This window comes from Microbacterium sp. A93, assembly GCF_051842835.1.
On the sequence record NZ_JBPXMT010000002.1, the window covers coordinates 771,340 to 793,808 of the forward strand.

The 22,469-nt window shown below is 70.4% G+C and carries 29 protein-coding genes; 14 read left to right on the forward strand and 15 right to left on the reverse strand.

Annotation, left to right across the window (positions count from 1 at the left end):
- Positions 1–12 precede the first annotated feature (12 nt).
- From ACSU1G_RS07865 to ACSU1G_RS07875, 3 genes are all read right to left on the reverse strand, one after another.
- Complete coding sequence (locus tag ACSU1G_RS07865; protein WP_439279353.1) at positions 13–399, reverse strand: type II toxin-antitoxin system VapC family toxin; 387 nt, start codon at positions 397–399, stop codon at positions 13–15.
- The gene (locus ACSU1G_RS07870) at positions 396–635 is read right to left on the reverse strand and encodes a type II toxin-antitoxin system Phd/YefM family antitoxin (RefSeq protein ID WP_439279354.1); all 240 of its coding nucleotides are present in this window, start codon (positions 633–635) and stop codon (positions 396–398) included. Before ACSU1G_RS07870 ends, ACSU1G_RS07865 begins: the two co-directional genes overlap by 4 nt.
- A 100-nt stretch (positions 636–735) precedes the next feature.
- Positions 736–1,191 carry an aminoacyl-tRNA deacylase gene (locus ACSU1G_RS07875; protein WP_439279421.1) on the reverse strand — a complete coding sequence of 152 codons (456 nt, stop codon included), beginning with the start codon at positions 1,189–1,191 and terminating at the stop codon, positions 736–738.
- Between the two features lie 83 nt (positions 1,192–1,274).
- Between ACSU1G_RS07875 and ACSU1G_RS07880 the strand changes: the two genes are divergently transcribed.
- A complete protein-coding gene (locus ACSU1G_RS07880; protein WP_439279355.1) occupies positions 1,275–1,805 on the forward strand; it encodes a DinB family protein in 531 nt (176 codons plus the stop codon).
- A gap of 99 nt (positions 1,806–1,904) precedes the next feature.
- On the opposite strand, the gene ACSU1G_RS07885 is transcribed toward ACSU1G_RS07880, so the two are convergent.
- Positions 1,905–2,378, reverse strand: coding sequence for a DoxX family protein (locus tag ACSU1G_RS07885; RefSeq protein ID WP_439279356.1), 474 nt, complete (start codon positions 2,376–2,378; stop codon positions 1,905–1,907).
- Between the two features lie 237 nt (positions 2,379–2,615).
- Here ACSU1G_RS07885 and ACSU1G_RS07890 point away from each other — a divergent pair, with 237 nt between their 5' ends.
- Complete coding sequence (locus ACSU1G_RS07890; protein WP_439279357.1) at positions 2,616–3,992, forward strand: NAD-dependent succinate-semialdehyde dehydrogenase; 1,377 nt, start codon at positions 2,616–2,618, stop codon at positions 3,990–3,992.
- 73 nt (positions 3,993–4,065) lie between these two features.
- Here ACSU1G_RS07890 and ACSU1G_RS07895 read toward each other — a convergent pair whose 3' ends face one another.
- Together ACSU1G_RS07895 and ACSU1G_RS07900 are read right to left on the reverse strand one after the other, a co-directional pair.
- Positions 4,066–4,506: a hypothetical protein gene (locus ACSU1G_RS07895; protein WP_439279358.1), complete on the reverse strand. Its 441-nt coding sequence runs from the start codon at positions 4,504–4,506 to the stop codon at positions 4,066–4,068.
- Between the two features lie 59 nt (positions 4,507–4,565).
- Positions 4,566–4,991, reverse strand: a complete 426-nt coding sequence (locus tag ACSU1G_RS07900; protein WP_439279359.1) for a hypothetical protein — start codon at positions 4,989–4,991, stop codon at positions 4,566–4,568.
- A 43-nt stretch (positions 4,992–5,034) separates the two neighbouring features.
- Here ACSU1G_RS07900 and ACSU1G_RS07905 point away from each other — a divergent pair, with 43 nt between their 5' ends.
- Complete coding sequence (locus ACSU1G_RS07905; RefSeq protein WP_439279360.1) at positions 5,035–5,388, forward strand: VOC family protein; 354 nt, start codon at positions 5,035–5,037, stop codon at positions 5,386–5,388.
- A 79-nt stretch (positions 5,389–5,467) separates the two neighbouring features.
- Here ACSU1G_RS07905 and ACSU1G_RS07910 read toward each other — a convergent pair whose 3' ends face one another.
- Positions 5,468–6,229 (reverse strand): GTP pyrophosphokinase, encoded by a 762-nt coding sequence (locus ACSU1G_RS07910; RefSeq protein ID WP_439279361.1) that lies wholly within the window; start codon positions 6,227–6,229, stop codon positions 5,468–5,470.
- A gap of 207 nt (positions 6,230–6,436) precedes the next feature.
- Between ACSU1G_RS07910 and ACSU1G_RS07915 the strand changes: the two genes are divergently transcribed.
- From ACSU1G_RS07915 to ACSU1G_RS07940, 6 genes are all read left to right on the forward strand, one after another.
- Positions 6,437–7,147 carry a DUF899 family protein gene (locus ACSU1G_RS07915; protein ID WP_439279362.1) on the forward strand — a complete coding sequence of 237 codons (711 nt, stop codon included), beginning with the start codon at positions 6,437–6,439 and terminating at the stop codon, positions 7,145–7,147.
- A gap of 374 nt (positions 7,148–7,521) precedes the next feature.
- Positions 7,522–8,004, forward strand: a complete 483-nt coding sequence (locus ACSU1G_RS07920; protein ID WP_439279363.1) for a YciI family protein — start codon at positions 7,522–7,524, stop codon at positions 8,002–8,004.
- A gap of 39 nt (positions 8,005–8,043) precedes the next feature.
- Positions 8,044–9,336 carry an RNA polymerase sigma factor gene (locus ACSU1G_RS07925; RefSeq protein WP_439279364.1) on the forward strand — a complete coding sequence of 431 codons (1,293 nt, stop codon included), beginning with the start codon at positions 8,044–8,046 and terminating at the stop codon, positions 9,334–9,336.
- Positions 9,337–10,044, forward strand: a complete 708-nt coding sequence (locus ACSU1G_RS07930) for a phosphoribosyltransferase (protein ID WP_439279365.1) — start codon at positions 9,337–9,339, stop codon at positions 10,042–10,044.
- On the forward strand, positions 10,041–10,613 hold the full coding sequence (locus tag ACSU1G_RS07935) for a dihydrofolate reductase family protein (RefSeq protein ID WP_439279366.1): 573 nt from the start codon (positions 10,041–10,043) through the stop codon (positions 10,611–10,613). Before ACSU1G_RS07930 ends, ACSU1G_RS07935 begins: the two co-directional genes overlap by 4 nt.
- A 34-nt stretch (positions 10,614–10,647) precedes the next feature.
- Positions 10,648–11,223 carry a dihydrofolate reductase family protein gene (locus ACSU1G_RS07940; RefSeq protein ID WP_439279367.1) on the forward strand — a complete coding sequence of 192 codons (576 nt, stop codon included), beginning with the start codon at positions 10,648–10,650 and terminating at the stop codon, positions 11,221–11,223.
- 63 nt (positions 11,224–11,286) lie between these two features.
- On the opposite strand, the gene ACSU1G_RS07945 is transcribed toward ACSU1G_RS07940, so the two are convergent.
- Genes ACSU1G_RS07945 through ACSU1G_RS07960 form a run of 4 tightly spaced genes read right to left on the reverse strand, consistent with a single transcriptional unit; the run spans position 11,287 to position 13,968 of the window.
- Positions 11,287–11,625 (reverse strand): AzlD domain-containing protein, encoded by a 339-nt coding sequence (locus ACSU1G_RS07945; RefSeq protein WP_439279368.1) that lies wholly within the window; start codon positions 11,623–11,625, stop codon positions 11,287–11,289.
- Positions 11,618–12,355, reverse strand: a complete 738-nt coding sequence (locus ACSU1G_RS07950) for an AzlC family ABC transporter permease (protein ID WP_439279369.1) — start codon at positions 12,353–12,355, stop codon at positions 11,618–11,620. The genes ACSU1G_RS07945 and ACSU1G_RS07950 overlap by 8 nt, the downstream gene beginning before the upstream one ends.
- 12 nt (positions 12,356–12,367) lie before the next feature.
- The gene (locus tag ACSU1G_RS07955) at positions 12,368–13,456 is read right to left on the reverse strand and encodes a cation diffusion facilitator family transporter (protein ID WP_439279370.1); all 1,089 of its coding nucleotides are present in this window, start codon (positions 13,454–13,456) and stop codon (positions 12,368–12,370) included.
- Positions 13,453–13,968 (reverse strand): transporter substrate-binding domain-containing protein, encoded by a 516-nt coding sequence (locus tag ACSU1G_RS07960; RefSeq protein ID WP_439279371.1) that lies wholly within the window; start codon positions 13,966–13,968, stop codon positions 13,453–13,455. The genes ACSU1G_RS07955 and ACSU1G_RS07960 overlap by 4 nt, the downstream gene beginning before the upstream one ends.
- A gap of 353 nt (positions 13,969–14,321) precedes the next feature.
- On the opposite strand from ACSU1G_RS07960, the gene ACSU1G_RS07965 reads away from it, so the two are divergent.
- Positions 14,322–15,677, forward strand: a complete 1,356-nt coding sequence (locus ACSU1G_RS07965) for a DHA2 family efflux MFS transporter permease subunit (RefSeq protein WP_439279422.1) — start codon at positions 14,322–14,324, stop codon at positions 15,675–15,677.
- A gap of 65 nt (positions 15,678–15,742) precedes the next feature.
- Here ACSU1G_RS07965 and ACSU1G_RS07970 read toward each other — a convergent pair whose 3' ends face one another.
- On the reverse strand, positions 15,743–16,339 hold the full coding sequence (locus ACSU1G_RS07970) for an NADPH-dependent FMN reductase (protein WP_439279372.1): 597 nt from the start codon (positions 16,337–16,339) through the stop codon (positions 15,743–15,745).
- A 109-nt stretch (positions 16,340–16,448) separates the two neighbouring features.
- On the opposite strand from ACSU1G_RS07970, the gene ACSU1G_RS07975 reads away from it, so the two are divergent.
- Both ACSU1G_RS07975 and ACSU1G_RS07980 read left to right on the forward strand, forming a co-directional pair.
- On the forward strand, positions 16,449–16,832 hold the full coding sequence (locus ACSU1G_RS07975; RefSeq protein ID WP_439279373.1) for a VOC family protein: 384 nt from the start codon (positions 16,449–16,451) through the stop codon (positions 16,830–16,832).
- A 5-nt stretch (positions 16,833–16,837) separates the two neighbouring features.
- Entirely contained in the window at positions 16,838–17,566 is a 729-nt protein-coding gene (locus tag ACSU1G_RS07980; protein WP_439279374.1) for a Pr6Pr family membrane protein, read from the forward strand.
- A 54-nt stretch (positions 17,567–17,620) separates the two neighbouring features.
- Here ACSU1G_RS07980 and ACSU1G_RS07985 read toward each other — a convergent pair whose 3' ends face one another.
- Positions 17,621–17,986, reverse strand: coding sequence for a YciI family protein (locus ACSU1G_RS07985; protein WP_439279375.1), 366 nt, complete (start codon positions 17,984–17,986; stop codon positions 17,621–17,623).
- A gap of 191 nt (positions 17,987–18,177) precedes the next feature.
- On the opposite strand from ACSU1G_RS07985, the gene ACSU1G_RS07990 reads away from it, so the two are divergent.
- Both ACSU1G_RS07990 and ACSU1G_RS07995 read left to right on the forward strand, forming a co-directional pair.
- Entirely contained in the window at positions 18,178–19,374 is a 1,197-nt protein-coding gene (locus tag ACSU1G_RS07990; protein ID WP_439279376.1) for a glycosyltransferase, read from the forward strand.
- Positions 19,371–20,465, forward strand: a complete 1,095-nt coding sequence (locus ACSU1G_RS07995; RefSeq protein WP_439279377.1) for a glycosyltransferase — start codon at positions 19,371–19,373, stop codon at positions 20,463–20,465. Before ACSU1G_RS07990 ends, ACSU1G_RS07995 begins: the two co-directional genes overlap by 4 nt.
- Here ACSU1G_RS07995 and ACSU1G_RS08000 read toward each other — a convergent pair.
- Together ACSU1G_RS08000 and ACSU1G_RS08005 are read right to left on the reverse strand one after the other, a co-directional pair.
- Positions 20,444–21,322: a glycosyltransferase family 2 protein gene (locus ACSU1G_RS08000; RefSeq protein WP_439279378.1), complete on the reverse strand. Its 879-nt coding sequence runs from the start codon at positions 21,320–21,322 to the stop codon at positions 20,444–20,446. The genes ACSU1G_RS07995 and ACSU1G_RS08000 overlap by 22 nt on opposite strands.
- Positions 21,323–21,329: 7 nt before the next feature.
- A complete protein-coding gene (locus ACSU1G_RS08005) occupies positions 21,330–22,451 on the reverse strand; it encodes a glycosyltransferase family 1 protein (RefSeq protein ID WP_439279379.1) in 1,122 nt (373 codons plus the stop codon).
- Positions 22,452–22,469: the final 18 nt, after the last annotated feature.

A 22,469-nucleotide genomic window follows, 5' to 3' on the forward strand; every position in this document is an offset into this window, starting at 1 on the left:
ACTGCGGGTGGTCTACACGAGCCGTACTGGTGGGCCGTAGGCCGAGAGCCGGGTGTCCGCGGTCAGTAGCGCGACACCTTCACTGCGGGCCTGCGCCACGAGGAGCCGGTCGAACGGGTCCTTGTGGAGCGGGGGCAGATCGGAGATAGCGGCGGTGTGGGCGCCAGTGATCGAGAGCTCCTGATAACCGACCTCGAGGAGTGATCGACGAAGCACGCGCGGGTCGGCGCTGAAGTCCTCCCTGCCGAATCCGGCCTTGATCGAGACCTCCCAGATGCTGGCGGCACTGAAGATCAGCGTATTGCCACGGTCCTCCAGGAGCCCTTCGGTCTCCTGGGTCAGCTGATCGGGGTCGTAGGCTGCCCACAGCAGAACATGGGTGTCCAGCAGAAGGATCATGACCGCCCCTGAAAGAGGTCCGTGATCTCCTCTACGTGCATCGAGTCGAAGTCCTGGGGCACGCGTCCCAGTCCACGGAGAAACCCGGTACGGGACGGGTTTTCCTCGTCGTCCACTCGTACCAGTTTGACCATCGGTCGGCCGGCTTTGGCGATGGTGATCCGCTCACCAGCCACTGCTGCTTCGACGAGGCGCGAGAAATTGGTCTTTGCCTCATGCATATTGACGGTCCGCATGCCTTGTTCCCTTCGTCGAAGTAGACTAAGTCTACCGGACTAAGTCCGTACGAGCTACGTCCTGCTGGAGGGCTTGTCGATGGGAGTTGTCACTACTCGTCTACTCGGGGTCGGTGACGTCCGCGAGCTGTGCGCCCAGCACCTCGACGAGTCGATCGGCATCCACGGTGACCGCGGCACCCGGCGCCCCCGCGCCGATCGAGACCTGACCCCCGGCCAGGGCGAGGTCCGCGATGACGGGCCAGGCCGTCGTCGCGCCGAAGGGGGTGATCGAACCCCGCGGGTACCCGGTCACCTCGAGCGCCTCGGCGGCCGAAGGCATGGACAGGCGGTTCACACCGAGCAGTGTGCGCAGCTTGGGCCAGGAGATGCTGCGCCCGCCGGGCACCAGGACGAACAGGAAATCGCCCTCCCCGCGGCGGACCACGAGGGATTTGATCAACCGGCCCGGGTCCACGCCACGGGCGGCGGCGGCCTCGGCCAGCGAGTTCACGGGGCCGTGCTGGGTCAGGGTGTAGTCCAGGCCTGAGTTGATGAGGGCGGGCAGGCCGGGCAGACCGGATGGGTCGTGATCGGTGTGTTCGGGTTCGGGGTGATGGGTCACTGCGTCAGGGTATCGGTGTGGGGCAGGATGGAGCCATGGCCACCCAGCCCCCGCCCCCCGTCCCCGGAGATGACCGCGACTGGACCTTCGTGGTGACCGAGGGCTGCAGTGAGTGCGCATTCGAGCCGGTTCCGCTGGCCTCGCTGGCCGACTGGTTCGTGGAGCAGTCGAACCGCTGGCGGGACGCGCTCACCCGGTCCGACGTGGCCGAACGTCCCGCGCCCGAGGTGTGGTCCCCGCTGGAGTACGGACGGCACGTGCAGGACATGCTGGCGGTGCTCGACGAGCGGATCGAGACGATGCTCGGCCTGGACACCCCGGTGCTGGCCGACTGGGACGGCGACGCCAAGGCCGTGGAGTTGGAGTACTGGGACGCTGACCCGCGGCAGGCCCTGATGGAGCTGCAGCGAGCCGCCGTCCGCGTGGGTACGCTGCTGCACAGCGTGGTGGGGGCGGACTGGGAGCGGGCCGGCCTGCGCTCGGACGGGATGTCCTTCACCGTGGCCACGATGAGCCAGTACATCGCGCACGAGATGCAGCACCACCTGCACGACGTCGGCGCCTGAGCACCTGCCCGCCTCCCCTCGCCTGCCCCCCGGCGCAAGGTGACCTCACCCCCGCCGGAGAGACGTGGCGAGGTCACGTGGTGCCTGAGGTGGGTGGGTTCAGGCTTGGACCGAGCGGTGGTTGGAGCGGCGTCCGGCGATCACCGCATCGAGGCTGATACGACCGGCGCCCATGAGGGCGAAGACCAGGGCCGCCACGCCGATCACGGCGACCAGCTCCCAGCCGTTACCGGCCACGAACACGCCGTGGGGGGCGTGGACGAACAGCACGGCGCCCAGCATGTTCAGGGCCACCAGGAGTCCGGCCACCGTGGTGAACAGGCCGAGGATCAGCAGGATCCCCCCGCCGAGCTCCACGATCGAGGCGATCAGGGCCGAGACCGGCGGGGCCGGAACGCCCATCTCCTGGAAGCTCGCCGTGGTGCCGGCGATGCCCCACTCGGTGAACTTCTGCCAGCCGTGGGCCACCAGAACCACACCGAGGATCACGCGGGCCACGAGCAGACCCCACTCGCGCACAGGGGTCGGCAGGGGCATCAGGCGAGGGTCGGCGGTGACGGTGGCGGTGCTCATGGGGCGTGGCCTTTCGGAGAGGATCGGTGCACACCGGGCGGCGGCACCGGCCACCACTGTTCCCGACAATTAGTTGACGCGTCAAGTTATACGTCTCGATGGTGACTCGATGGTGAGAAGCCCCATAGTCGAGTCCTTGCGGGAATACCCGGTTGTCGCTTTCGCCGCGCGCGAAGTGCGGCGCCGGAGCGGACCCGACGGCTTGGCAAGACGGGCGGATACCGGGAGGGTGGAGACATGGCTACTTACACGACGACCAACCCGACCACCGGCGTCACCGAGCGCGAGTTCCCGAGCCTGGATGCGTCCGGGGTGGAGGACGTACTGCACCGCTCCGATGCCGCCTTCCCGGGCTGGCGGCAGACTCCGGCCTCGGAACGTGCCGCCCTCCTCACCGCGGTGGCTGATGCCTACCAGTCCCGGGCTGAGGAGCTCGGACGGCTCATCGCCACCGAGATGGGCAAGCCGCTGGCTCAGGCCATCGGGGAGGCCGAACTGGCGGGGGAGATCTACCGCTGGTACGCCGAGCACGGACCCGAGCTGCTGCAGCAGGAGACGCTCGATCCCCAAGGGGCCGAGGAATCCCTCGTCACCACCGAGCCGGTCGGCCCGCTCGTGGGCGTGATGCCGTGGAACTATCCGTACTACCAGGTGGCCCGCTTCGCCGCCCCCAACCTCATGGCCGGAAATACGGTCATCCTCAAGCACGCCGAGATCTGCGCCGGCTCTGCGGAGGTCATGGCGGAGATCTTCCACACTGCCGGCGTGCCGGAGGACGTGTACATCAACGTGTTCGCCGAGCATGAGCAGATCGCCACCATGATCGCCGATCCCCGGGTCCGCGGGGTGTCCCTGACGGGCAGTGAGCGAGCGGGCGCCGCCGTGGCCGAGACCGCCGGGAAGAACCTCAAGAAGGCCGTGCTGGAGCTGGGTGGCTCGGATGCCATGATCGTGCTGGATGACGCCGACATCGACCGGCTGGCCCGGACCGCCGCCAGGGCCCGGCTCGCCAACGCCGGCCAGGCCTGCAACTCCCCCAAGCGGATGATCGTCCCGACCGAGAAGCTGCCCGCCTTCGTGGCCTCCCTGACGGCCACCTTCGAGAAGGCGGCGGTCGGTGATCCCCTCGATCCGGAGGTGCGGGTGGGCCCGCTCTCCTCGGTCGGGGCCCGGGACACCGTGGTGGGCCAGGTCAAGAGAGCCGTGGAGCAAGGTGCCACGCTGCACACCGGCGGGGAGGCCGTGGACGGGGAGGGGGCCTTCATGCGTCCCGCGGTCCTCACCGGCATCACCCCTCAGATGGACGCCTACTCCGAGGAGATCTTCGGACCCGTGGCCATGGTCTACGGTGCCGACTCCGCAGACGACGCCGTCCGGCTGGCCAATGACGTGGGCTTCGGCCTGAGCGGTTCCGTGTGGGGTTCCGACATCGCCCGCGCCCAGGAGGTCGCAGATCAGCTGGAGGTGGGGATGGCCTACGTGAATGAGCACGGCACCACGCTGCCGGGCCTGCCGTTCGGCGGGGTCAAGCGCTCCGGTTTCGGCCGTGAGCTGGGCCGCTGGGGGATGGGCGAGTTCGTCAACACCCGGCTGCGCCGGACCGCGAAGTCCTGAACCTGATCGAGGCCGAGCGTCACACGGACTCGGCGGACTCGGAGGCCTCAGCGGCCCAGCGGCGGATCGGTGTCTAGCGGATCCGCCGCTGGCGCCGCGGCTGCCGGATCAGGCGGATGCCCAGCAGGATCGGGACGGCCGGGATGAGCAGGATGAGGAAGAACCCGAGGAACACCCCGACGTTGTAGGCATTCTCGCCTTCCGTGACGTTGGAGTTGAAGGCATCCACGCCGGCGAAGAAGAACAGGATGAACAGCAGCCCGAACAGGACGGTGAGCACCCAGCCGACGGTGGCCATCGCCGGGCTGAAGGGCTTCGGCTCTGATGCGGGTGCGGCCGCCGGTGCTGGCGCGTAGCCCTCGAAGGAGCCCGCGTAGGGGTCACCGGGGCGGCGCGCGTGGCCCGGCTCAGGCGCAGGTGCCGGTGGCTGTGGCGGCCCGGTGGGTTCGGGCGCGGGCGTGTACCAGGAGGGCCGCTGATCCTCGGGCTGCGGGGCATGCGGTGGATAGGCCATGACGGGGCCTCCCCTTTCGTTCGTCTCTGCCCTCCGAGGATAGCCGCGCCGCGGCCGGGCTAGGTGGTGCGGTGGCGCACGGCGCGCGCGGACATCACGCTCGCCCCGACGGCCCGGACCCGGTCCTGCAGTTCCCGGTCGGCGGTGGCCACCACCAGCTCGCGTTCGGGGTCCGCGGCGAGCAGGCGCCCGACGACGGCCACGATCTCGTCATCACCCTCGCCGGGGGCGTCGACCACCTTGACGCCGTCGACGGACCCCAGGCCGCGGGCCTTCCCCTCGGTGACCAAGACGATCTCTGGACGGACCCGCGGGGTCTGAAGGCCGACGTCGGGCCCCTCCATGCCGTCCCTGGCCAGCAGGGCCAGGTGATCCCGGAGCCGGGAGGTGGCGCCGAACCGGTCCTTCCACCAGCCGTCGGGTACCGAGCCGACCACATTGGCGGCGTCCACGACGAGGGCCAACCGCTGACGGCTGTTGCGCATCCTCTCCCTTTCGACTGTCTCGGTCCTGTGCATGAATAGAGCCATGCGCGTCCATGACATCATCGCCGACCTCCATGTCCGTGACCTACCGTCTGCCCGTGACTTCTACGCGGGATACCTCGGTCTGGAGGTGGAGGAGTTCAACCTGGGGTGGGTGGCCCGGCACACCTCGGCAGACACCGGAGCCCACCTGCAGGTCATGACGCAGGACGCGACCGCCCCGGAGGACCCGGTGGTGTCGGTCACGGTGGAGGACATCCATGAGGCCCTGGCCGAGGCGCAGGCGCGGGGGTATGAGATCGTGCATCCCCTGACCGAGGAGGAGTGGGGCGTCACCCGGTTCTTCGTCCGGGCGCCGGACGGCAACGTGGTCAACATGGTGCAACACCACACCTGATCCGGTCTCACAGTCTCGGGCACGGAGTGACCCGGCCGCGTCACAACGGTAGGGGTGCGGTCACTGTGCGCCTAGGACGTCAGGCGAGCAGGGTGGGCCCGAGGGATTCCCGTGGACCGCGGGAGGGGCCGCTGCCATGGACGCGGTCGTGGAGGCGCTCCATCCGCCGGTCCAGGTCGTCCGCGGCTTGCGCCGCCTCCGTCAGTTCATCCACGACGTCGGCCGGCACCTCGCCGTCGTACTTGTACTTGATCTTGTGGTCCAGTGAGGCCCAGAAGTCCATGGCGATGGTGCGGAACTGGAGTTCCACCGGGATCAGGATGACGCCCGTGGAGAGGTAGACGGGCACGCGGACGGTGGCGTGCAGGGAGGAGTAGCCGTTCGGCTTGGGGTGGGCGATGTAGTCCTTCACCGAGATCACCTCCACGTCCTGCCGCCCGGTGAAGAGCTCGAAGACCCGGTAGGCGTCCCGCCGGAAGCTGCAGGTCACCCGGGTTCCGGCGATGTCCAGGATCTCCCGCCGCCACACGCCCAGGTCCATGGGCAGTTCGCGCCGGTTGGCCTTGGCCACGAGGGAGTCCAGGGTCTTCAGGCGGGTGGAGACATGCTCGATGGGGTTGTAGTCGTGCAGGTGCAGGAACTCGTCCTGCAGGATGTGCATCTTCGTCTCCACCTCCCGCAGGGCGAACTCGTACTCGAGGGTGAGCTGACGGAAGTCGGCGCCGATGGCGGCCAGCCGCTGGGCGAGATCTGGCGGCATGGTGCTCAGGTCCATCCCGGTCTCGGCGCCCAGCCGTTCGAGGTCGGTGGAGGGCGCCGAGGGTCCGGGGGAGTCATCCATGTCCCCCATTCTCCCGGAGCCGCCTGTCAACGCGCCGAACCGAGGCTGGGTGTCGGCTGGACCGGTCTCGGATCACCGGAGGTGGCCGGAGATCGCCGGAGATCACCGCAGTTTCGGAGGGGACGGCGCCGACGGCCCGGACCTACCGTGGGGGCACGCACGCAGGGCCGTGCGCGCACCGGTCCCACCCCGCTGAAGAGGATTGCCATGACCGCCACCGACCTGTCCCACTACGATCCGGCCCCAGCCACCCCACCCGTCGCCGACCAGGCGACGTGGCAGGCCGAATTGGAGGAGCTGCGCCGGCGCGAGAAGGCCGCCACCCGGGAACTCGACGCCATCGCGGCCCAGCGCCGTCGGCTGCCCATGGTGAAGATGCCGGACTACACACTTGAGGGGGCCTTCGGGCCCATCCGCCTCGTGGACGTCTTCGACGGGAAGCACCAGCTCATCGTCTACAGCCATATGTGGCACCCCGGCGGCGAGTTCCAGTGCGGCGGCTGCACCTTCTTCACCTCGCAGTTCACCCGGCTCGACTTCCTCGGAGCCTTCGACGCCCGGTTCGTGATCGTGACCCAGGGTTCTATCGACGAGGTGCTCGCCTACCGGCGTCGCGTGGGCAACCGGATGAGCTGGTACTCCACTGCGGACAGCACCTTCGGGGCGGACGTCGGTGCCCCACCGGACGCCGGTTTCGCCCTCAACGTGTTCCTGCGTGACGGTGAGGACGTCTACCGGACCTGGCATACTGACGGGCGCGGTGTGGAACAGGTCTCCCACGTCTTCCCGCTGATGGACGTGCTGCCCTACGGGCGCCAGGAGACCCGGGAGGATTCGCCCGTCGGGTGGCCGCAGGGCGAGACTTTCGGCGGCTGGCCGGAGCCCGAGACGGTGGCTAGCTGGTACGGCGAAGGCTGAGACCCGCGCCGGTCTCGCCGAGGGGGCACAGAGTGACGGATCCACGTCACAACGGTGGGGGTGCGGTCACTGTGTGCCCGGAGGGGTCAGGCGTCTGGCGAGGGGGCCAGGATGCAGAACTCGTTGCCGGACGGGTCGAGGGCATCGACGTTCAGGTTCTCCAGGCGCATCACCCCGGTCTACCCAGACCGGCGCGGACCGGACAAGGGGTGGCCGAGGTCTCGTCCTGACGGGCCGCGGGCCGTAGCGTCGGAGACAGCCCGGGGTCCCGACGGTGGACGGGAGAATCCGGACCGGTGTCGATCCCCTGCCGCCCCGTTCGACGAAGGGGTACCAGGGCGCACCGGGCGTCCTGTTGAACCGAGGAGAACACCATGAAGTACATGCTCATCATGCGGTCCACCGAGGCGGCGTTGCAGGCCTCGAAGGAGGTCGACTTCGAGGACATCATCAACCAGATGGGCGCCTACAACGAGGCGATGATGAAGGCCGGCGTCATGATCGGCGGAGAGGGCCTGGCGGACGCGAAGGAGGACGCCAACTTCATCGTCGACTTCGACCAGGACCCGCCGCTCATCACCGACGGGCCCTACGGGGAGACCCACGAGCTGTTCAACGGCTTCTGGCTGCTCGAGGTCCCCACCAAGCAGGACGCGATCGAGTGGGCCAGCCGCTGCCCGCTCGGCCCGGGGTCCAAGCTGGAGGTCCGCCGCGTGTCCGGCGAGGAGGACTTCGCCGACTTCACCGACAACGAGTACATCCAGAAGGAGGCCGGCTGGCGCGAGGAAGTCGAGGCCCGGCGCGACGCCGGGGCCGCCGGAGGCGCCGGCACGACCGGCACCGGCGGCGCCGCCTGAGCGGCCGGAGCAGCCGGGCGAAGAGAACAGGAGTGAGCGATGGCCAGTGGGGACGCGGTCCGGAGCCGGCTCGAGGCGGTGTGGCGCATCGAGTCGGCCCAGATCGTGGCCGCCTTGACGCGCGTGACCGGAGACCTCGGCCTGGCCGAGGACGCCGCGCAGGAGGCCGTGTCCGCGGCCCTGCGGCAGTGGCCCGCCGAGGGCATCCCCCGCAGCCCCGGGGCCTGGCTGATGGCGGTGGCCCGCCGCCGCGCCGTGGACCGCTGGCGGAGGGATGAGCGGCTGCAGCAGAAGTACCGCTTGCTGGCCCGGGAGTCCGAGGACCCCGCAGACCCCCGTGGCGCGCCGGACGCCGCATCGCGATGGGATCCCGTGGAGGACGACGTGCTGCGGCTGGTCTTCGTGGCCTGCCACCCCGTGCTCTCCCGCGAGGCGCGGATCGCCCTGACGCTGCGCGTGGTCGCCGGCCTCAGCAAGCAGGAGATCGCACGGTTGTTCCTGGTGCCCGTGGCCACCATCCAGCAGCGGATCGTGCGGGCCAAGCGCACCCTGGCGGAGGCCCGGGTGCCCTTCGAGATCCCGGAGCGCAGCGAGTGGGGCCCGCGGCTGGGCACGGTGCTCGGCGTCGTCTACCTGCTCTTCACGGAGGGCTACGCCGCCACCACGGGGCAGCGGTGGATCCGCCGCGAGCTGGCCGAGGAGGCCCTGCGCCTCGGCCGTATCCTGACCGGGCTCGTCCCCCGGGAGCCGGAGGCCCTCGCGCTCACCGCCCTGATGGAGCTGCAGGCCTCCCACTTCGCCGCGCGGACCGGCCGGGACGGCACCCCCATCCTGCTGGCGGACCAGGACCGCACGCGTTGGGACCGGGCCCGCATCCGCCGCGGACTGGGTGCCCTCGAGCAGGCGGACCGCCAGGCCGCCCGCCGCGGTCGTGGCCGCGGGCCCTATGCCCTGCAGGCGGCCATCGCGGCCGTCCATGCTCAGGCGGACAGCGTCGAGACCACGGACTGGGAGCGGATCGTGGTGCTCTACGAGGCCCTCGGCCGACTTGCACCCAGCCCCGTCGTCGAGCTCAACCGGGCGGTGGCCGTCTCCCAGGCCACCGGCCCCGAGACGGCCCTGCGGGAGGTGGACCGGCTGCGGGGGGAGAAGGCCCTGCGCGGCTCCCACCTGCTGCCCGCCGTCCGGGCGGAGCTGTTGGAGAGGTGCGGGCGGCCGCAGGAGGCCCGGGAGGAGTTCCTCGCGGCGGCCGCCCTGGCCCGCAACGAGCGGGAGCGCGAGGCGCTCCGGGTCCGCGCGGAGGACCTCGAGATCCAGGCGCAGGGGGCGTAGATGGCAACGTTCACGGATCGGTACGACGCCGGCCGGCAGCTGGCCGCGCTCCTAGCCTCCCGCGGCTGGTCACCGGACCAGAGCGCCGGGGGAACATCGGCGCAGGAGGTGCCGGCCGGCGTCGGGCACCAGGGGGTGAGGTTGGTGGTGCTGGGCCTGCCGCGCGGCGGGGTGCCGGTGGCCGAGGTGGTGGCGCGGGAGCTCGGGGCGCCGTTGGACGTGATCATGGTCCGCAAGCTCGGGGTACCGGTGCACCCGGAGCTGGCCATGGGGGCGATCGGGGAGGGCGGGGTGCAGGTGCTGGACGAGTCCATCCTGCGGCACTTCGCGGTCACGGAGGTAGAACTGGCCGAGGTGCAACGGCGGGAGGAGGAGACCCTGGCCCGGCGGGCAGCCCTGTTCCGGGAGGGAAGGCCGCCGCTGGACCTGAAGGGCGCCACCGCCGTGCTGGTGGACGACGGCATGGCCACCGGGGCCACGGCCCGGGTCGCCTGCCAGGCCGCCCGGAGGCTCGGGGCGGCCCGGGTGGTGCTGGCGCTGCCGGTGGCCGCGCGGGACACGGTGGAGCAGATCCAGGCGGACGGGGACGCGGATGAGGTGATCGTGGTGTCCACGCCGCGGTACTTCAGGGCGGTCGGGGAGCACTATGCGGACTTCACGGCCGTGGAGGACGAGGACGTCGTGGAGATCCTGAGGAGGAACACATGAGGATAGTCATCACCCAGAACACCACCCTGGACGGCAGGGTCGAGATGCTGGACGACTGGTTCGACCCGGCCCACCAGGACGAGGAGCTGGCCGCCGAACTGATGCGCCAGACCGAGCAGGAGGACGTGCTGCTGCTCGGCCGCCAGACCTTCGAGGACTTCCGCGGCTACTGGCCGCTGCAGACCGAGGACACCACCGGGGTCGCCGCGAGTCTGGACGCGGCGGACAAGCGGGTGGTCTCCTCCACCCTGACCGAGCCCGGGTGGGCCCACACCACCATCATCTCCGGGGATCCTCTTCAGGCAGTGCGCGCGCTGAGGGAGGAACCGGGGCGGGACGTGATCGTCACCGGCAGCATCCAGCTGTGCCACGCCCTGATCGGGGCCGGGCTGGTGGACCTGTACAGGATGTTCACCTACCCCTACTGGCAGGGCCGGGGCCGGTCCTTCTTCCCGGACGGGTACCCCGGGACCGGCCTGCGCCGGGTTGAGGCCCGGGCTTTCTCCGGTGGGGTGGGCTATGCGGCCTACGTGCCGCTCGCCGGCCTCGGTTCCGAGCAGGACGACTGAACGACTGAGCGACTGAACGAGTGAAGGACCTGACATGGGACAGCTGACCTACTCCGCCATCGGATCCCTGGACGGCTACATCGCCGACCGGGACGGCGACTTCTCCTGGGCCGAACCCGACGAGGAGGTCCACCAGTACGCCAACGACATGCTGCTCGGCGTGGACCTGCACCTCTACGGCCGGAGGACCTATGACCTGATGACCGTGTGGGAGACGGACCCGGACTTCGCGGCCGCCTCCGGCGTCTACGCCGAGTTCGCCCAGCGGTGGATGGACGCGGACAAGGTGGTCTACTCGTCCACGCTCCAAGAGGTGGTCACCCGGCGCACGCGGGTGGAACGCACCTTCGATCCGGAGGCGGTCCGCGCCCTCAAGGATTCCACCGGCGGCGGGATCATGATCGGCGGACCCACCCTGGCCGCCCACGCCCTGCGGGCCGGACTGGTGGACGTGGTGGACCAGGTCCTGCTGCCCATCGTCATCGGCGGTGGGCTGCCCGTCTTTCCCGACGGCGTCTGGCTGGGTCTCGAACTGGAGGCCGAGCGCCGCTTCGCGTGCGGGGCGGTGGCGCTGCGCCACCGGGTGGTGGGCCCCACCCCTTCCAACTGAGTAGCAGGAATTGCGCCTGATTCGCTGGAGACTGGGGCAATTCCTGCGACTCAGCTGTGGGGGTCAGAGGAGGTTGACGAGCAGCACGAAGGTCAGCGTGCCCAGCCCGATGCTCAGCAGGGTCCGCCGTCCGCACCACAGGTGCACCGCCACGGTGACCGCGGCCGCGAAGGCCGCGTGCGCCGCCGTCGTCCAGTCGATTCCGGCGGCACCGCTGAAGGTGCCGACCCAGGTGGAGGCCGCCAGGATGCCGAGGATCCCCACCGGCATCCACAGGCCGAGGGCCAGTACCAGCTTTGACTCGCGCAGGGGCTTGAGGACGGCGAAGGGCACGGCCCGCAGCGCCACGGTGATGGCGCCGGAGATCACGAGGGCGGCCACCACGTATCCGAGGTCAGGCACCGGAGACCCCCTGCCCGTGCTGTCCGCGCGGCCGGGTGAGCGCGTACCGCACGGCCAAGGCCACCACGAACAGCATCATCGCCACGAACAGTGACTGTTCCGGGAGGAGGAGGTGGGCGGCCGCGAAGCAGGCCAGCGCCAGGATGAGGGAGGGGACCTGTTTCCGCGTCCGGCAGGCGTCCAGGGTCAGGGTGATGAACAGGGCCACCAGGGCGAACTCGAGGCCTTCGATCGGTCCGGGCAGGGCGGAGGCGAACAGCACCCCGGCCAGACCGCCGAAGACCCAGTAGCACTGGAAGGCGAGTTGGGTTGCGAGCAGACGCGGGGCCGTCCAACCCCGCGGGTTCACGGCCGTGATGGCGTAGGACTCATCCGTCAGGGCGTAGACGGAATATCCTCTGGCGAGTGGGTTGCGCACCACGTGCAGCGGGAAGGTGAAGGCGTAGAAGACGTGCCGGAAGTTCACCAGCAGAGTCGTCAGGGCGATCGTGGCCAACGGCGTGGCCGCGGAGATCAGACCCACCAGCAGCAACTCGACCGAGCCGGCGTAGACGGCGATGGACAGGGCCGGGGCCATCCACCACGGCAGCCCGTACTGGATCACCAGGATGCCGAAGGCCACGCCCAGCGGGAACATGCCCAGCCCTGCGGGCAGGGACAGCCGGAGGCCGAAGGCGATCTCGGCCCGGCGGCCACGCGGTTCCTCCATCGCGCCCCCAGGCTCCATCATGCCAGCATCGAATCAGACTTCCTGGAACTCTTGTCCGCCCTCGGACTGCAGGTCCTCGGGCGTTCCGCCGTGGACCTCTGCGGGCAGTCGGGACACGGGGACAACGACGATGTCCTCGAGCTTCCAGTCCAGGTCCGCCAGGGAGTCGCGCAGGTCCTGGAGACGTTCCAGGTTGACGGTCGCCCCGGGCTCGGGCACCACGAACATCTCCATGTGGAAGACATGCCCCTGGTCCCGCACCCGGGCGCCCGCCCGGCGGACCCAGTCCTTCGAGTTGGCGTGGTCCTCGGCCTGGTAGATCAACGGGTGCTCCTGGTCGCCCTTGATGGTCCGGGCCCGGGTATCGGTCAAGTCCGTGATGGCGATGACCATGTTGCGTACCCCGTCATAGAGGATGGACGCCCCCACGAAGATGGCGGCGGCGGCATCGAACCACCACAGGCCCAGGCCCACGCCAGCCACCCCCACCGCCGTGGCCACACCCGTCTGCCAGTCGGCCTTGTTCATGTCCGCGTCCGCGTACAGCACCTTGTTGTGCAGTTGCTCGGCGAGCTTGAGCTTCATCCGGCCCAGGATCACCGGCCCGGGAACGGACAGCAGCATGACCACGATCATGAACCAGCCCTGCCAGATGGTCTGCCCGAACAGGTCGAAGCTACCGATCGGCGGGTGCTCGGCCGTGATCAGGCCGAGGGCCGAGTCGACCACTAGGAACACGCCCATCACCAGCAGCGCGACGGAGGACACCAGGTGCCCGACGCCGATGGCCCGGTGGGTGCCATAGGGCCGCTTCCGGGAGGGCGGCTTGTTGATGATCCGGATGGCGATGAGGAAGGCGATCGGCGGGATGAAGGACAGCAGGTCCTCGATCCAGGCGGCCTTCATGGCCTGCGAGTTGCCCATCACGATGGCCACGGCCAGCACGGTCACCCCCAGCACGGCAATGGTGATCCACTCCAACCGGATCGCCCGGCGGACCGCGTTCTGCAGCTCCGGCGGCAGCTCGGTGCGGCCGAAGCGGCGCTGGCTGGTGTCCCGGCCCTTGTTCGGGCCCCCGTCCCGGCCTGTGTTCTCCGTGTCAGTACCCTGCTTCGCGCTCATGGCCGGGCCCCCGGGTGTTCGGCGTCCAAGTACTTCTCCACCTCGGTGAGCATCTGGTTCTCGCCCAGCGGCAGCGTCAGCACCAGCTTGACGGGCTTGCCGTCCGGCCCGGTGGCCTCGGCGTAGTCGCGGGTGAGGGCGCCGTGTGTGCTCCAGGGCGATTGGCTGGTCAGTCCACCGGCCACCAGGTCCAGGTCCCCGGCCTTCAGCGCGATCATGAGTGCCTCTTCCCCGGAGACGGTCCATTCGATGTCCGCGCCGATGCTCTTCGCGAAGCCCTCGACCAAGTCCACCCTAGACCCGGACGGTTCCGGGCCGGAGGCGTCCACATAGGGCGGGTGATGCACCACGCCCACGCTCAGGGTGCCGCCGGACACCTCGTCGAACGTTCCTTCAGGGTCTGCCGGATAGCCAGACGACGTGCAACCGGTCAGTGCCACGGCTGCGGTCAGTGCCAGCCCGGCCGCCGGAACCGTCGCCCTCCGCTTGAACCCGGGGTCTGGATCTCCCATGGAGAATCTCCTCTCGTCTGAAGTCACTGTAGGCATATGCTGCGGGCCGGGCCAGCCACCCGCCGGTACACCCTCAGGAACCCGCCGGGTACGGTTGCCCGCCCGACAGCCGCGCCAGGTGCGTCGCGTTCCGGGCGCGCCGGCCCTCGGCGCCCCGGCCAACTGGGTCACAGGAATTGGCCCTGGTCCGGCCGGAACGGGGCCAATTCCTGTCACCTGGATGGAGGTCGGGGGCGCCGGCAGAGGAATGGATAGGATTCTGGGCGTCCCCCGCCCCGACCTAGAATCGACCAGCCATCTCCCGCGACACCCCTCCGATCCCTGAGCGGCAGGCCTGGCGTGCTCTGTCAGCACTGTCCATCGGCCTGTTCATCACCCTGCTGGACCAGTCACTGGTGGCGGTGTCCCTGCCTCGCATCCGCGAAGAGCTTGACGCCAGCATCAACCAGGCGGTGTGGGTCTCCGCCGCATACCTGCTGGCCTTCGCCGTGCCGCTGCTGATCACCGGCCGATTGGGCGACCGCTTCGGCCAGCGGAACGTGTACCTCGTGGGCATGGCCGTCTTCACGCTCGGCGCGCTGGCGTGTTCGCTGGCACCGACCATCGAGTGGCTGATCGCCCTGCGGGTGATCCAGGGCTTGGGCGGCTCCCTGATCAACCCGCAGCCGCTGAGCATCATCCACCGCATCTTCGCCCACAGCCGCAGGGGTGCGGCCACCGGGGTGTGGAGCGCGGTGGCCAGCTCGGCCGGACTGTTCGGACCGGTCCTCGGTGGCGTCCTGGTCGGCACCCTCGGATGGCGCTGGGTGTTCTTCGTCTACGTCCCCCTGGGCCTGGTCTCCCTGGTGATGGTGGCGCGCAACGTGCCGCGACTGCCCACCGGCACCAGCCGCATCGACCTGCTCAGCGGCCTGGTCTCCCTCATCGCGGTGCTGGGGATCGTCTTCACCCTCCAGCAGGGTCCCGAGCTCGACTGGGTGCCGTGGGTGTGGGTGGTCCTCGGCGTCGGTCTGCTCGCGTTCCTGCTGTTCCTCCGGCTCCAGCGGACGGCCGCGCGGCGGGGCACCGAGGCCCTGGTCCCGCTGGAACTGTTCCGCTACCCCAACTTCGCGCTGGGCGTCGGTGCAGTCTTCACCCTGGGCTTCACGGTGTACTCGATCAACCTGCCGATCATGCTCTACCTGCAGGAGGCCGAGGGTCTCTCCGCCGAGCTGGCGGGTCTGATGCTCCTGCCGATGGGGCTGGTCTCCGTGGTCATGTCCCCGGTCATCGGCCGGCTCACCGACCGGGTGTCCCCGGGGCGGATCTCCCGGATCGGTTTCGCCGCCCTGATCGCGGCAATGGCACTGTTCGGCGTCTTCATGCATCTGGGTGTCGGCGCCGGATGGATCCTGGTGCCGGTCATCGCCCTCGGGTTCGCGAACTCTATGTGCTGGGCGCCCAACTCGACGATCTCCCTCCGGGACCTGCCCCCGACGCTGGTGGGTGCCGGCTCCGGCGTGTACAACACCTCGCGCCAGGTCGGTGCCGTGGTCGGCTCTGCCGCCCTGGGTGCCACCATGCAGATGGGCGTGGGTGAAGTCGGCTTCGGGGCCGCGATGGGCAATGCCCTGCTGGTGCCCGTGGTGCTCCTGGCGGTCGGACTGCTGGCGGTCTCCCGGTTCCGTGCCGACGGCCGCCCGGCAACCCGGCCACCGGCATCTGAGTAGCACGGATTGGCCCCGATCCCGGACGACCAGGGGCAATTCGCGCGACTCAGTGGGAGGCAGTCGAGTCAGTTGGAGGCAGTCGAGGCGGCGTCGGCGGATTCCGCCCGCTCGCGCTCGGAGGTGGCCGCGCGCGTCAAGGTCACGAGGCGGGCCAGGACCTTGGCGAGGGAGGCATCGTGGTGGTCGGTCAACGCCAGCTGACCACCCGGGAAGTCCACCCGGCGGATGAGGTTGACCGAGGCGCCGACCACGTGCATGTTGTACGCTGCGGTCGTCACCCGCCAGGCCTCGTTGGCGCGGACCCCGCCGAGCCCGCCGTAGGCCACGATCGCCAGAGCCTTGTCCATCCACTGCCGGCTGAGCAGGTCATAGGCGTTCTTGAAGGCCCCGGGGATGTTGCGGTTGTACTCAGGGGTGACGAAGACGAAGCCGTCACACGCGGCCACCGCGTCCCGCCAGCGGTGCACCTCTGCCGGTCCGTCCGGGTCCTGCGCCCAGTTCTCATCCGTCATGACCGGCAGTGCGAAGTCCTTGACGTCCAGCACCTCCCACTCCACGTCCGCCGCGCCCTCCTGAACCCGGGCGCGCTCGGCTACCCAGGTTCCGATGGACTGACCGATCCGGCCCTCGCGGACCGATCCGATGACGATGCCGATCTTCATGGTGTGACCTCCTACGATGCGCCGGTATTCTCCCCAGCGTAGGCGGGCCGCGCCATACTGGTCGGGACGGCTGTCACACGCCGCAGGACACCGCCGGAGAGGAACCAGCATGAAGATCGCCCAGGCGCATCTGCTCGTCAACGACCAGGACGCCGCCAAGGCCTTCTACACCGAGGTGCTCGGCTTCGAGGTGGAGACCGACTTCGCCAGCGGGAACTTCCGCTGGTTGTCGCTGCGCGCGCCGGGGCCCGACGGCGGCGCCTCCCTGGTGCTCGGCCGTGCCGAGGGCGCGGGGCTGGCCTACCAGGACGAGACCAAGCTGGCCGGGATGCCTGCGTTCGCCATGACCCTGACGGGCGGGGACGAGGAGTTCGAGCAGATCCGGGCCCGCGGCGCCGAGGTCCTCTCCGAGCCGCAGGAGCAGCAGTACGGCGGGACCGATGCCCTGATCGATGACACGGTGGGCAACATCATCTGCCTGCACCAGGACTGATCGCCGTGACCGGGCGGTCCTCCCCGGCCGTGCCGAACGGGACGGCGAGGCGCGCACCCGGCTGGTGGGCCGGCGTCGGGCGCGTGGTGTTCGCCCTGGCGGCGCTGCTGTCCTTCACCGGCAACGGACTCTCGTTCTACATCGGCTCCTGGAAGGCCACGGACCTGCCGGCCGATGCCGGGTTCTCCGGCGGCTTCGCGGCCGGTTGGGAGCATATGCTCAACCAGCCGACGTACTTCACGTTCCTGGCCAACTTCCTGGTGGGACTGACGTCCCTGCTATTGGCGATCCGACCGCACCGGACCTCGGACCTGTTCCACGCGCTGCGGATCGCGGCGGTGGTGTGCATCGTGATCACCGGCGTGGTGTTCAACGTGCTGCTGCGGGACGCGCCGCCCGGCACGCCCGTGGAGTACGTCAATGACACCATCCAGCACCTCATCACCCCGATCCTGACGCCGGTGGTGTGGCTGCTGTTCGACCCACCCGGCCGCATCACCTGGGGTCGGATCGGGCTGGCGGCCGTCATCCCGCTGGCCTGGCTGGCCTTCACGCTGGTGCGTGGGCCCTTCCTCGACTGGTACCCCTACAGCATCCTCGACGTGCCGCGCATGGGCTACGACGGTGTGGCGGTCTACGTGGTGGCGATCCTGGCGTTCTTCTTCGTGGTGGCCGCGGTGATGTGGGTCGTCGACCGGGTGCTGGTGCGGATCACTGGATCACGGCCGCGCTAGGGGTCGGGAAACGCCGGGAGGAGTCGACAGTTACCGCTCTCGTGATGGGGTGGGTCAGGCCTGGAACGGCCTGAGCTCCACCTTGGTGCCGCAGGCCTTCGACGCGCGGGCGGCCAGTTCCTCGGCCTGCTCCGGCCCCGCGGCGCTCACCACCCAGAACCCGCCCATGTGCTGCTGGGCCCGGGTGAAGGGGCCGTCCGTGATGACCGGGTCGCCGCCGGCGGTGCCGTCCACCACCACGGACTCCTCCGGGGCCACCAAGCCGCCGGCGAACACCCACGCACCTTCGGCCCGGAGGGCCTCGTTGAACGCCCCGACGGCCTGGAAGGCGGCCTGCATGGCCTCCTCTGACTCGTAGGGTCCGGTCTCGCGGTGCTGTACACCGGGGGAGTGCCAGACGGACAGCAGGTACTGGGGCATCGGGGCCTCCTGGGGTGATCGGGGTTACACTCTACGGGGCCCTTTCCGCCGTGGCACCCCGTGGCGGTCGGGCCGTCTGCCGGTTCGAATCGACACCACCCCGGCGCGTGACTAATGTCAGGTGAGTCTCCGGCGGCTCCCGCGGAGGCGTGGCCTGGCCGCCACTGGCACCGGGGACGGAGAGCATGCCCATGAGGATCGCGGTCCTGGCGCACATGCACCACCCGATCCGTTCGCCCTACGCCGGCGGCCTGGAGATGCACACGAACCTGACCATCGAACGCATGGTCCGGCTCGGTCACGACGTCACGGTCTTCGCGAAGGCCGGCAGCCAGACCCTCGGTACCGTGGTCCCCCACCTCGAGGCGGGGTTCGACCCCACCGTCCGGACGCCCGAGGACCTCCACCGGGTCCGGACCACGCTGACCGCTGCGATGGCCGAGGCCTGCCGGGAGGTCCGCGAGGGGGACTTCCACGCGGTCCTCAACAACTCCCTGTCCCCGGTCCCGCTGCAGGAACTGCGTGAGCTGCCGATGGTGACCGTCCTGCACACCCCGGCTACGCTCACCGAAGTCCTCGCCGTGCTCGATGACCCCGGATGGACCCCGCCGACGCACCACCGGTGGTTCTCCGTCTCCGCCGCCAACGCGCTGGCATGGAACCATCGCCTGCCTCAGGTGTCGGTGATCTCCAACGGAATCGATCACGACGTGTGGCGCAGCACGGTCCGTCCGGTGCCGGGACGAGCAGTCTGGACCGGTCGGATCACCGCGGAGAAAGGCCTGCACCTGGCTATCCCCGCCGCCCGGGCGGCGGGGATGGAGCTGCATTTCGCCGGCCCGGTCTCCGATCCCGAGTACTTCTGCGAAGCGGTCGAGCCCTTGCTGGGTCCGGACACGATCTACCGCGGTCATCTGAGCCACCTGGAGCTGCCGGACCTGCTGGCCTCCGGTGAGGTCTATCTCGCCAGCCCCCTCTGGGCCGAACCCTTCGGCCTGGCCACCGTCGAGGCGATGGCGCTGGGCACCCCGGTGGCGGCCTTCCTCACGGGGGCGATGGGGGAGATCGTCGGCCCCCGGGCCGGTGACCTGGCCGTTCACCACTCCGTTCCGGCCCTCACCGCCTCGATCCAGGTGGCGCGCCGCCGCGACCGGGTGGGGGTCCGGGCCTGGTCCCGGAGGTTCAGCGCCGATCGCATGGTGGCGTCCTATCTCAGCGTCCTGCGGAAGACGGCCGAGCGGGCGGGGACCCTGACGCCGCCCAGCCCCGGCTGGTCGCCCTTCGGAGACCAGCTCGTCGCCCAGGGTCGGGACCGGATCGATGCCCCTCCGCGCGGACCGGACGACGACGGCTCGCCCCTGCTGAAGACCATCAAGACGGTCCAGTGAACCGGGCCCAGCCGCGCCCCCGCGTGCTCTACTACGCGCACGATCACGGCAGCGGACACGTCCGCCATGCCGCCCGGGCCGCCGCCACCGGGGCCTTCGACCTGACGGTGGCCACCGCATCCGCGACCGCGGGCCGGGTGCTTCCGGCGGGGGTGGAACTGGAGGTCCTGCCCCCGGACGTAGTCCCGGGATACAGCCGGCGTCCGGGTTCGGCCCTGCACTACACCCCCACCGGGCCGGTCATCCGGGCCAGGTTCGCCCGGTTGCTCGAGGCGGCCCAGCGGGCGCGGCCGGACGCGGTGGTCGTGGATGTCTCGGTGGAGGCCGCCCTGTTCCTGCGCCTGGCGGGCTACCCGGTCATCCACCGGCGGATGCACGGTGACCGCACGGATCCGGCACACGAGCTGGTCTACGCCGAGGCCGACCACCTCATCGCCCACTACGGCGCCGAGCTGGAGGACCCGGCGTGGCGGGACCGGTTCAAGGACAAGACGACCTTCCTCGGCGCCCCGGACACCACCGGGCGGCTCGGACTGCGCGCCGGTTCCCGCTCCGGCCGATCGACGACGCTGATGCCCGCCGCGACGCGGGAGGTGGCCGTGGTGACCGGCACCGGCGGCGGTGGGGTGCGGCTGGCGGACCTCGCCCGGGCGGCCGGACAGACGCCCGGCTCCCGGTGGCACGTCTACGGCCCGGTGCTCGGGGTCGAGGGCAGCGGCCCCCTGCCACCGAACCTCGTCCTGCACGGCTGGACCGACGACGTCCCGGCCCGCCTGCGGGAGGCTGAGCTCGTGGTGGTCTCCGCCGGGTACAGTGCGGTGGCCGACGCGGCGGCGTCCGGCCGGCCCCTCGTGCTGGCCCCCGAGGAGCGGCCCTTCGGCGAGCAGGAGCACTTCGCGGCCGCGGCCCACCGCGCCGCCGGGGTCCCCTGGTGCCGGTGGAGCGATGAATCGGCGGACTGGGCCGCGGCGGTCCGGACGGCACTGCAGGACCCCGCCTCGGCCGACCGGCTGGCCGCGGCCGTCCTCGTGGACCCTGCGGAGTACCGCCGCCGCTGGGAGTCGGCGGTTCAGTACGCCGCGTCCGGCTGACGCGCGGCCTCGATCTCCTCGGCGGTGGGCTGGCGCCGGATGGTGAGCACGTCTGAGTCCGGGTCCCAGTCCACCAGGCCGAGTTCTCGGAACCGCCCCAGCCAGCCCTCCATGGGCCAGGTGCCGTGGACCCGCCGGAACCGGCGCGCGTTGACCACGATGTCCGCAAGGTGCGGCAGCGGGGGGCGGTGCACGCCGTGGTGTTGATGGAACACGGTGGCAGCGGACGAGCGAAGGAACAGGCCGGCGTCCCGGGCCCGGAACGCGAAATCCGTGTCCTCCGCCCCGTAGCCGGTGAAGCCCTCGTCGAAGCCGCCCAGTCGGTCCGCGTCCCCGGCGCCCAGGGCCAGCACGAGGGTCCAGACCAGGTGCCACTGCTCCGAGGGGCCCTCGCCCAGGTGGGCACGCGCCGGGTGGGGGACGGAGAGCTCACGCAACCGGCCGTCGTCGGGCACTCCCGGGGGTCCCGACCGGGCTGTCCAGCCGGGCTGCAGATAGCGCGGGGTGCCCATGACCACCGATCCCGGATGACGGCGGACCGTGTCCGCGAGGGCTCCCACCGCCCCGGCCGCGGGGATGCAGTCCACGTCCAGGAACACCAGGACGTCCCCGGAGGCCAGCCGCGCCGCGTGGTTGCGGGCCGCGGCCAACGGCAGGTGACCGGGCTCATGGACGTGCCCCGTCACCATCGTGAGGTCCGTGTCCGGGACCTCGCCGTCAGGCTGGTTCATGAAGACGACGACGACCTCGTCCGGGCGCGGATCGGCGCGTTCCAGCCCGGTCAGCGTGCGCGCCAGATGGGCGTCCCGCCCACCGGTGAGCACCAGCACCGAGGTGCCGCGGGCCAGGGCCGTCACCGGAACGTCACCCGGAGGCCACCGTGCGGTGTGACCGGGCCGCGGCCAGGGCCTGGGCATACAGGCGTTCGTGTTCTTCGGCGACCGCCTGGCGCTGGGCCCGCCGAGCCCGTGGATCGGCCGGCCGGATGCTCTCCCGGCGTTCGAGCAGGGCCAGGATCGCGTCCGCCAGGGCCTCGTCGCGGCCGGGGGTGAACGCCTCGATCGCGGGCGAGGTCGCCTGGTCGGTGAAGCAGCCGAGGTCCGGCACGGCGACGGGGACACCCAGGTCCCGGCACATCTCCAGCCACCCGGAGTGGGTGCCGAAGGCGTACGGCAGCACCGTCACATCCAGGGATTGCAGGTCTGCGTAGAGCTCGCCGTCGTCCAGGCGACCATGCTCCCAGAGCTCGAATCCGTGTTCTTGGCAGGCCGTCCGCAGCCGGCCCAGGGCCTGCGGGTCCAGGGGGCGTTCCTGGACGTCCACCCGTACCCTGGCGCGCAGGCCACGGTCCTGGAGCCGCCGGACGGCGAGGGCGGCTCCGGGCAGCACCGAGAAGGGGTCCACGTTGGCGCGCAGGTTCTTGGCGTGGACACCGATGACCAGCTCCCTGTCCGGGGCGGTGGCCCCGGCGGCGCCAGCCCCCGGCACTGCCCGTGCCCCCGGCTGGGGGATCTGGTCCAGGGGCACGATGTGCGGGTGCGGCACCACGGTGGCCTCCCGCCCCCAGCGGTCCAGGATCTCGGCGGCGGCGCGGTCGGTCAGGGTCAGCACCACCTCGGCGGCCGGGATGAGCACGTCGAGTTGCAGCAGGTGCTGCCGGTCGTCTCGGAAGTGCGGATTGTGCAGATCGTGCACCGTGAGCACCAGCGCCGAACCGGACTCGCGCAGCATGTCGACCGCATGCTGGAGCTCAGCCGGGGAGTACGACTCGAAACCGAAGTGCACGTGGAGGATATCCGGCCGGTGGGTCCGCAGCCACTCGGCGTCCACGGCCTGGGGCGGCCACCACTGACCGGCCGGGGCGCCGGGCACGGGGGGATCGGGCAGGGGCTGGAAACGGGGCGGCCGGTCCGGGGCCAGCACATGGCGGCAATAGGGGTGATCCGCGGGGACCATCTGCACTGTGAACTGCTCGGTGGGGGTCACCCGACTCCTTCCGTGGGC